Origin of the sequence: Pseudomonas citronellolis, assembly GCF_029335315.1 — a bacterium.
Classification (GTDB): Bacteria; Pseudomonadota; Gammaproteobacteria; order Pseudomonadales; family Pseudomonadaceae; genus Pseudomonas; species Pseudomonas citronellolis_A.
Window position 1 is genome coordinate 1 of the sequence record NZ_JARJLT010000312.1, and the last position, 7,451, is coordinate 7,451.

The window sequence follows — 7,451 nt, forward strand, 5'->3', positions numbered from 1 at the left end:
GGGGTCAGTGGCTTGGGGGCTTCGGACATCGGCTGTCTCCTGGCAGAACGAATAGAGGCGCCCTGGCTCCAGTCTTGCCGACCGTGCTTGCGCAACCACACCAGCACCGTCGAGCGACCCTGAATGCCAAAGCGGGCCTGAGCCTCCTTGTAACTCATTTCGCCCTTTTCGACCTGATCAACCACCGCCAGTTTAAAAGCCAGCGTGTAATCACGCTGGCTACGCCGCACACCTTCTGCCATCGCAGCTCTCCTGAAATAAGGGCTAAGGTGTAAACCTTATTCAGGACGGGACACCTGAACGAAAAAAGCCCGGCTGATGCCGGGCTTTTTCATGGGCGCGGGAAAGCCGCCGGCTACTGCTGCTGGTCGCCGGCGCTGGGGAACACCCGGCGGATGCGATCGGCCAGGGCCAGGGCGCGGTCGCTCTTGGTGAACAGCAGCAGGTAGTCGTGGTCGGACTTCGCCGCCGGGGCGATGCGGTACTCCAGCGGCCCCTGCACCACCTGCTGGCCCACCGGCACGCGGAAGGTGGCCACGCATTCGAGCACGCCGCTGTCCGGGTCCTTCTCGAGGATGGCCGCGTCGCTCAGCTCGGCGTCCTTCAGCAGGTCGCCGCGACCGGCCAGCGGGCCGTCGGTGAACACCTTCACCAACTGGTTGCGCATGTCCTTGCTGGCGCAGACGTCCGCTGGCTTGCCGCAGGCGCTGAGCAGCGCGGCGACCCCGATCAATGGCAACAGCTTGTAGTTCATCATTCACCCATGGCGAGACTTGGTCCGAGTTGGAGTACGTGCCACGGGAAAAATTCCCACACTTCAGCGTTTTCCGTAATCCACCGACCGCGCCCGCGAGCGCCACGGCAGCCCCCAGTCGCGCTGCATGCCCGCCGCGGCCAGCAGGATGGCCGCCACGCCCAGCCATTGGGCCAGGCCCAGGCGGTGGCCGAACACCACCCAGTCGACCAGGATCGCCGCCACCGGGTAGATGAACGACAGCGCGCCGGTCAGCGCCGTCGGCAGTTTCTGGATGGCGCCGTAGAGCAGCACGTACATCAGGCCGGTGTGGACGATGCCCAGGGTCGCCAGGCTGGCCCAGGCCGACGGTTGCCGCGGCAACGCCGCGAAGTCGGCCCAGGGCGCCAGCAGCAGCACCCCGCTGCACACCTGGATCAGCGCGATCAGGTGCGGCGGCACGCCCTGCAGGCGCTTGATGATCAGCGCGGCGAAGGCGTACAGCAGCGCCGCGCCCAGCGCCAGGCCGATGCCGCCGAGGTAGTCGCTGCCGGCGGCGCTCGCGCCGTGGGCGCTGACGATGGCCAGCATGCCGACGAAGGACAGGCCCAGCCATCCGAGCTTGCGCGCGCTGAGTTTCTCGCCGAGCAGCAGCGCGGCCAGCAGCACCAGCATGAACGGCTGGGTGTTGTAGACGGCGGTGCCGATGGCGATGGACGCCCGCGAATAGGAGGCGAACAACAGCACCCAGTTGCCGACGATGGCCACCCCGCTGAGCAGCGCCAAACCGAACGCCGGCAGGCTCAGCAGGCCCGGGCGCAACAGCCCGAGCGCGGCGCAGGCGATCAGCAGGGTGGCGGCGCCGAACGCGCAGCGCCAGAACACCACGTCGAGCACCGGTTGGCCGGATACCAGCACCAGCCAGCCGATGGTGCCGCAGATGAGCATGGCGGCGGTCATTTCGAGGCTGCCGCGTTGAATGGACTTGTCCATGAAAAATCCTCCTGCAAGGCGTGCCTACAGAATGACAAGGCACATGCCGGCCCATCCATCGCATTGCATAGGCGACATCAGCAATCTGCCTTTACTATCAAGGCGAATACCGTCATTCACCTAACGAACCCGCCATGACCGACGAAATCGACCAGTTGCTGATCGCCGCCCTGATGGAGGACTCGCGCCGCTCGCTCAAGGCCCTGGCCCAGCTCAGCGGCCTCTCCGCGCCCAGCGTCGGCGAGCGCCTGCGCAAGCTGGAGGAGCGTGGGGTGATCCGCGGCTACACCCTGGAGGTGGACCCGAAGGCCTTCGGCTACCAGTTGCAGGCGATCGTCCGCGTACGCCCCCTGCCCGGCCGCCTGCACGAGGTGGAACGGCAGATCGAGGCCATCCCCGAGTTCACCGAGTGCGACAAGGTCACCGGCGACGACTGCTTCGTGGCGCGCCTGTGCGTGCGCGACATGGAACAGCTGGACACCCTGCTCGACCGCATCAACCCCTACGCCGAGACCAGCACTGCCATCGTCAAGAAGACCCCGGTGAAGCGCCGCCTGCCGCCGATGGCCTGAGCCGCGCTCAGCCGCAAGCCTCGCGCAGGCTCGCCAGGGCCAGCAGGTCGGGAGCGCCCGAGGCCTGCCGGAAGATGCCCAGGCTGAGCAGGCAGTCCGCCGGCAGGCAGCGCTCCAGCTCGTCGCAGATCGTCACGTAGTCACCGAAGGTCGGCACCAGCCGCTGCGCTACGAACAGCAGCAAGGAGCTGGCCCGTCCCGCCCCGGCCAGTTCCTCCTGCAACTGGCACATGCCCTCTCGCCAGCCCCCGGCGGACAGTTGCAGGCCACGGCGCCGGCCGGGCTGGCGTAGGTGCTGGAGGTAGTCGCTCCAGCCCAGGCCGAAGAAACTGCGCCCCTCCAGTGCGCTGAACAACTGCCGCAGGTAGGCCAGCATGATCCCGCGTTCGCTCCAGTGCAGGTCATGCGCCCCCGCGCCCGCCGATGCGCCGACCCAATGCAGGTTGAGCTGCGCGGTCTGTCCTGCCAGCTCCGCCGCGCGCCCGGCCGGCAGCCCGGCGGCATCCAGCACATGCAATTCATGCCAGAAGCCCGGCAGCGGCTGGCGCCAGCTGTAGCCATGCAGGCGGACGCGAGTACGCGGCCAGGTCGGCAGGGCCACATCGCCAAGCAGGCGTTCGGCGCAGCGGCAGGCGTCGGTGACCCTGTCACTGAGCAGGGCGATGTCGAGTACCCGCGGCTGCGCCTCGAACAGCAGCCGCCCGGGCCGCTCCAGCTTGTCGTCGAGCATCGCTCAGCGTACCGGCACCGGCGCGCTGGCGCAGCGGTAACCGGGGAAGCGCGCCTCCGCGGTGAGCCGTGCCATGGCCGAGCTCGGCGCCTCGACCTGGACGCGCAGGTTGGCCTTCTCGCCAGCGTCGGAACGGATGCGTTGCAGGAATGCGGAATAGGTCTTCATGCGGGTCTCCTCGTCGTTGAGGAGACCAGCCTAGGCGGTCAGGCGACAGCTTCTGTCGCTGGCGTCTCGCGGTAGAAGGCGGCCACCTCGGCCACGCACTCGGCGACCTGGCGGCGCAGGCTCGGCGGCTCCAGAACCTCGACGGTGGCGCCATGGCCGAGGATCCACCAGAGCAGCCCCTGGCTGTACGGCACCTGGCATTCCAGCAGCCAGCGGCCGTCTGCCAGCTCGGTGAAGCGTTGCTGCTCGGCCAGCGGCGTCTCCTTGTCGTCCAGGCGGAAACGCATGCTCGGGCTGATGCGCAGCTTCAGCGCGATGGGGTCGGGCTCGACCAGGATGTGCTGGTGCTGGCGCAGGTCGAAGCCTTCCGGCTCGCGCGCCTGGCGCGACTCCAGCGCGCGCACCGCGAGGATGCGTTGCAGCGGCAGGCTGCGGACCTTCTCGCTGGTGTCGATGGTGCAGACCAGGTAGATGCTCGAATCGCGGTAGGACAGCCCCAGCGGGTGTACCACGTAGCTCTGCTCCTGGTCCTGGGAGCGCGAGTAATAGCGCAGCTCCACCTGGTAGCCGCCGAGCAGGGCCATCTGCAGTTCACGCAGCCAGCGCTGGTCGATGGCGGCGCGACGCAGTTGCAGGTGCTGGGTGCCGACCACCACCTTGCCCAGCCAGCGCCCCTCGTGGCGCAGGAACTTGTCGAGCAGTTGGCGCGCCTGCAGGTACTGCTCGCGCAAGTCGTCCAGCGCGGCGAAGTGCAGCAGGTGGCTGGCCTGCTCGTAGAGAGTGACGATGCCCAGCGCCAACCGAGCCGACTTCAGCGCCGCCGCGTCGGGTTTCAGTGTCGGGGCCGCAGCGACACCCAGCCGGCCCTTGCCCGAAGTCCGCCAGCGCGCCTGGCCTTCGCGCTGGAAGCGGCTCAGCTCGTGCATCCCGGTCAGCAGCTCGAGGTCGCGCTGGACAGTGCGCAGCACCACGTCGAAGTCTTCGTCGAAAAGCCTCTGCGTCAGCTCGGCGGCGGAGATGCCGGCCTTGCCCGCCTCCCCCACCAACGCCCGCACGCGGTCGCGACGGATCAGCGTATTGGCGGTCCTGGATTGTTTTTCTTGGCCCATGGGGCAGCTCCCTCTGCGACAACTTCTGTCGTCCGACTACGGCAAGTTACAGGCCCACAACAGGCGGACCAGAGCACTTGCAGCGGAATTTGTGGCCATAGGCTACCATGCGCGACCGGCGGAGCAAGAGGTCCGCCGTCCCTCCCCCCGCACAAGGAGTCGCCAGTGCCGTCACGCCAGCTGACACAGATGAACCAACAGGACTTCTTCAACCAGCCGGACGCGCAGGGCTTCGTGGAATGGCTGTGCCTGAACCTCGACAGCCTGACGTTCAGGCTCGACATCAAGCAGAGCCCCAAGGTCAGCAAGGCCATCAAGACCGACGTGCGCGGTGTGGAAGCCTTGCTGCAGCACTACGCGTGGAAGGCCAGTTGGGACGACCAGGGCGTTGCGGTGAACTCCGAGGACTGGGCCAGCACCCGGCATTCGCTGGGCCTGCTGCGCGCACGACTCGGCAACGCGGTGGCCGATGGCGACGAGCAACGCACGCTGGAAGTCTGCCTGGCGGTTCTGCGCTGGGGCGGCGTGGACGGCGCGATGACCTTCCTGAAACAGCTGCGGGCCCAAAACGGCCTGGTGGCCTACCTGCAAGACTGCCGGCGACTGTTCGACCCCTTTGGCACGCAGCGCCTGGATGACCTCAACCCCGGCAGCATCCTGCTGTTCGACGCCGGCCTGACCAAGATCCACGCCCTGCTCGACGGTGGTGGCTCGCCGATCTACGACAGCCGCGTGGGCGCGGCCAGCGCTATGCTCTATGCGCTCTATCGGCAGACAGCCAGCCATCCCGCCCTGCTGCGCTTCCCCAGCGGCGGCGCGCGCGGCGAGCAAGTGCGCAATCCGAACCAGTTGGGTTTCTCCCGGGCCCCCCAGTTCTACACGGAAGTGAAGAACGAGAAATGGGCGCGCTACCAGGTGATCCTCGGCTGGATCATCCGCCGGGTCCTGTCGCGCACCCAACTGTTCATCGGCATGGGCAGCGACCCGAGCGCTCGCGCCCACGCCCTGGAGGCCGCGCTGTTCATCGCGGGCTATGACCTGCGCTGCCTGGATCCGACGCCGTAGGACGCCGGCAGCAATAGGCAAGAATCCGGCAGCAATCGAGTGCCGGATTTCCTCGCGCGCCTTCCATACTGCATGGGCTTCGCCGCCCGGCCACGGGCCGGCGCCTTTCCTGCCCTCCCCGAGGAGCTTCCCATGCGCTATAGAAAATTCGGCAACACCGGCCTGTTCGTCTCGGAACTCTGCCTGGGCACCATGACCTTCGGTGGCGAAGGCCAGCTCTGGAGCCAGATCGGCAAGCTGCAGCAGGCCGAGGCCGAGCAACTGGTGGGCGCCGCCCTGGAGGCTGGCGTCAACTTCATCGACACCGCCGACGTCTACTCCGAAGGCCGCTCCGAGGTCATCACCGGCCAGGCCCTGAAGAGCCTCGGCGTGCCCCGCGAGGACGTGGTGATCGCCACCAAGGTGTTCGGCGAAACCGGCACCCGTGGCGCCAACTCCCGCGGGCTGTCGCGCTATCACATCGCCAGCGGCGTGCAGGCCAGCCTGGAGCGCCTGCAGCTGGAGCACATCGACCTCTACCAGGTGCATGGCTTCGACCCGGCCACGCCGATCGAGGAAACCCTGCGCGCGCTCGACGACCTGGTGCGCCAGGGCCTGGTGCGCTACGTCGGGGTGTCCAACTGGGCGGCCTGGCAGATCATGAAGGCCCTCGGCACCGCCGAGCGCCTGGGGCTGGCCCGCTTCGAGTCGCTGCAGGCCTACTACAGCGTCGCCGGCCGTGACCTGGAGCGCGAACTGGTGCCCATGCTGCGCAGCGAGAAGGTCGGCCTGATGGTCTGGAGCCCGCTGGCCGGTGGGCTGCTCAGCGGCAAGTACGGCCGTGGCCTGGAGGCCGAGGCCGGCAGCCGGCGCACCCAGTTCGACTTCCCGCCGGTGAACCGCGAGCGCGCCTACGACTGCGTCGACGCCATGCGCGAAATCGCCGAGGCCAAGGGCGTCTCGGTGGCGCAGGTGGCCCTCGCCTGGCTGCTGCACCAGGAGGTGGTCACCAGCGTGATCATCGGCGCCAAGCGCCTGGAGCAGCTGCACGACAACATCGCCGCCACCCGCGTCGAGCTGAGCGCCGAGGAGTTGGCCCGGCTCGACCAGGTCAGCGCGCTGCCGGCCGAGTACCCCGGCTGGATGCTGGAGCGCCAGGGCGAGTACCGCCGCGGCCAGCTGGGCTGACACTCTCGTAGGGCGGATAACGCCCCGGGCGTTATCCGCCGTCGCCCCCCGGTCGGCGGATAACCGCGAACGGTTGTTCGCCCTACGTGGTTTGCCCGCGCCTTTCCAGGCGTGGGCAAAACCGGCAAGCTCGCGGCTCCTCTTCCGGAGCCGCGCGCATGTCGTCCTACCCCGTCCTCACCGGTGAGCACACCGAGCTCCTGCCCCTGCTCCGCGAGCATGCCGCCGCGCTGGTGGCCGCCGCCGCCGACGGCGAGCTGTGGAACCTCAAGGTCACTGTGGTGCCCGGCCCGGACAGCGTCGACGCCTACCTGGACAAGGCCCTGGCCGGGCGCGACGCCGGCAGCGTGCTGCCCTTCGCCATCCGCGACCGCCGCGACGGGCGCATCGTCGGCAGCACGCGGTTCTGGAAGATCGACCGGGCCAACCGCAAGCTGGAGATCGGCCACACCTGGCTGGCCGCCTCGGCGCAGCGCTCGGCGATCAACACCGAGGCCAAGCTGCTGTTGCTCGAATACGCCTTCGAGGTGCTGGACTGCGTGCGCGTGCAGTTCACCACCGACGTGCTCAACGAGAAGTCCCGCGCCGCCATCCTGCGCCTGGGCGCCGTGCAGGAAGGCATCGTCCGCCACGAACGGATCATGCCCGACGGGCGCAAGCGCGACTCGGTGCGTTTCAGCATCATCGACGACGAGTGGCCGGCGGTGCGCGCCGGGCTGCGCGCCCGCCTCGGCCGCGGCTGAGGCTCAGTCCGTACGCCAGCGCCGGCGTGCGTGCTGGTAGGCGTCGAGGTCGGCGTAGCCCAGGCGGCTGGCGATCTCGCCACGGGCCAGGCCCTGCAGTTCCAGGTGCTGCTCCAGCTCGGCGCGCACCAGGTCGAGCAACTGGCGGAAACTCAGGCCCTGCTCGTCCAG

General features: G+C 68.4%; 10 protein-coding genes and 1 pseudogene. 4 read left to right on the top strand and 7 right to left on the bottom strand.

All coding sequences use genetic code 11. The features are described 5' to 3' along the window. The 3 genes from P3W75_RS23455 to P3W75_RS23465 form a co-directional block, all read right to left on the bottom strand. The coding region (locus P3W75_RS23455; RefSeq protein WP_276229710.1) for a helix-turn-helix domain-containing protein at positions 1-242 on the bottom strand (242 nt) is incomplete at its 3' end. 113 nt (positions 243-355) lie between these two features. Next, on the bottom strand, positions 356-757 hold the full coding sequence (locus tag P3W75_RS23460; protein WP_276229711.1) for a hypothetical protein: 402 nt from the start codon (positions 755-757) through the stop codon (positions 356-358). A 60-nt stretch (positions 758-817) separates the two neighbouring features. Next, on the bottom strand, positions 818-1,726 hold the full coding sequence (locus P3W75_RS23465; RefSeq protein WP_276229712.1) for a DMT family transporter: 909 nt from the start codon (positions 1,724-1,726) through the stop codon (positions 818-820). A 134-nt stretch (positions 1,727-1,860) separates the two neighbouring features. Here P3W75_RS23465 and P3W75_RS23470 point away from each other — a divergent pair, with 134 nt between their 5' ends. After that, positions 1,861-2,298 (top strand): Lrp/AsnC family transcriptional regulator, encoded by a 438-nt coding sequence (locus P3W75_RS23470; RefSeq protein ID WP_276229713.1) that lies wholly within the window; start codon positions 1,861-1,863, stop codon positions 2,296-2,298. A gap of 7 nt (positions 2,299-2,305) precedes the next feature. Here the strand turns inward: P3W75_RS23470 and P3W75_RS23475 are convergent, their stop codons facing one another. From P3W75_RS23475 to P3W75_RS23485, 3 genes are read right to left on the bottom strand one after another with little or no spacing between them, the layout of a single operon-like run. Continuing rightward, positions 2,306-3,028, bottom strand: coding sequence for a hypothetical protein (locus tag P3W75_RS23475; protein ID WP_276229714.1), 723 nt, complete (start codon positions 3,026-3,028; stop codon positions 2,306-2,308). Between the two features lie 3 nt (positions 3,029-3,031). Further along, the gene (locus P3W75_RS23480; protein WP_276229715.1) at positions 3,032-3,196 is read right to left on the bottom strand and encodes a hypothetical protein; all 165 of its coding nucleotides are present in this window, start codon (positions 3,194-3,196) and stop codon (positions 3,032-3,034) included. 38 nt (positions 3,197-3,234) lie between these two features. Further along, positions 3,235-4,305 carry a helix-turn-helix transcriptional regulator gene (locus P3W75_RS23485; RefSeq protein ID WP_276229716.1) on the bottom strand — a complete coding sequence of 357 codons (1,071 nt, stop codon included), beginning with the start codon at positions 4,303-4,305 and terminating at the stop codon, positions 3,235-3,237. A 189-nt stretch (positions 4,306-4,494) separates the two neighbouring features. Between P3W75_RS23485 and P3W75_RS23490 the strand changes: the two genes are divergently transcribed. The 3 genes from P3W75_RS23490 to P3W75_RS23500 all read left to right on the top strand — a co-directional run bounded on the left by P3W75_RS23490 (position 4,495) and on the right by P3W75_RS23500 (position 7,280). Further along, positions 4,495-5,370 (top strand): hypothetical protein, encoded by an 876-nt coding sequence (locus P3W75_RS23490; protein ID WP_276229717.1) that lies wholly within the window; start codon positions 4,495-4,497, stop codon positions 5,368-5,370. Between the two features lie 132 nt (positions 5,371-5,502). Then, positions 5,503-6,537 carry an aldo/keto reductase gene (locus P3W75_RS23495; RefSeq protein ID WP_276229718.1) on the top strand — a complete coding sequence of 345 codons (1,035 nt, stop codon included), beginning with the start codon at positions 5,503-5,505 and terminating at the stop codon, positions 6,535-6,537. Between the two features lie 158 nt (positions 6,538-6,695). After that, positions 6,696-7,280: a GNAT family N-acetyltransferase gene (locus P3W75_RS23500; RefSeq protein WP_276229719.1), complete on the top strand. Its 585-nt coding sequence runs from the start codon at positions 6,696-6,698 to the stop codon at positions 7,278-7,280. Between the two features lie 3 nt (positions 7,281-7,283). Here P3W75_RS23500 and P3W75_RS31835 read toward each other — a convergent pair. Next, a pseudogene (locus tag P3W75_RS31835) lies at positions 7,284-7,451 on the bottom strand (AraC family transcriptional regulator); the annotation flags it as partial.

Coding starts and splice junctions, on each gene's coding strand:
- P3W75_RS23460 (WP_276229711.1), bottom strand. CDS start 757: ATGATGAACTACAAGCTGTTGCCATTGATCGGGGTCGCCGCGCTGCTC.
- P3W75_RS23465 (WP_276229712.1), bottom strand. CDS start 1,726: ATGGACAAGTCCATTCAACGCGGCAGCCTCGAAATGACCGCCGCCATG.
- P3W75_RS23470 (WP_276229713.1), top strand. CDS start 1,861: ATGACCGACGAAATCGACCAGTTGCTGATCGCCGCCCTGATGGAGGAC.
- P3W75_RS23475 (WP_276229714.1), bottom strand. CDS start 3,028: ATGCTCGACGACAAGCTGGAGCGGCCCGGGCGGCTGCTGTTCGAGGCG.
- P3W75_RS23480 (WP_276229715.1), bottom strand. CDS start 3,196: ATGAAGACCTATTCCGCATTCCTGCAACGCATCCGTTCCGACGCTGGC.
- P3W75_RS23485 (WP_276229716.1), bottom strand. CDS start 4,305: ATGGGCCAAGAAAAACAATCCAGGACCGCCAATACGCTGATCCGTCGC.
- P3W75_RS23490 (WP_276229717.1), top strand. CDS start 4,495: ATGAACCAACAGGACTTCTTCAACCAGCCGGACGCGCAGGGCTTCGTG.
- P3W75_RS23495 (WP_276229718.1), top strand. CDS start 5,503: ATGCGCTATAGAAAATTCGGCAACACCGGCCTGTTCGTCTCGGAACTC.
- P3W75_RS23500 (WP_276229719.1), top strand. CDS start 6,696: ATGTCGTCCTACCCCGTCCTCACCGGTGAGCACACCGAGCTCCTGCCC.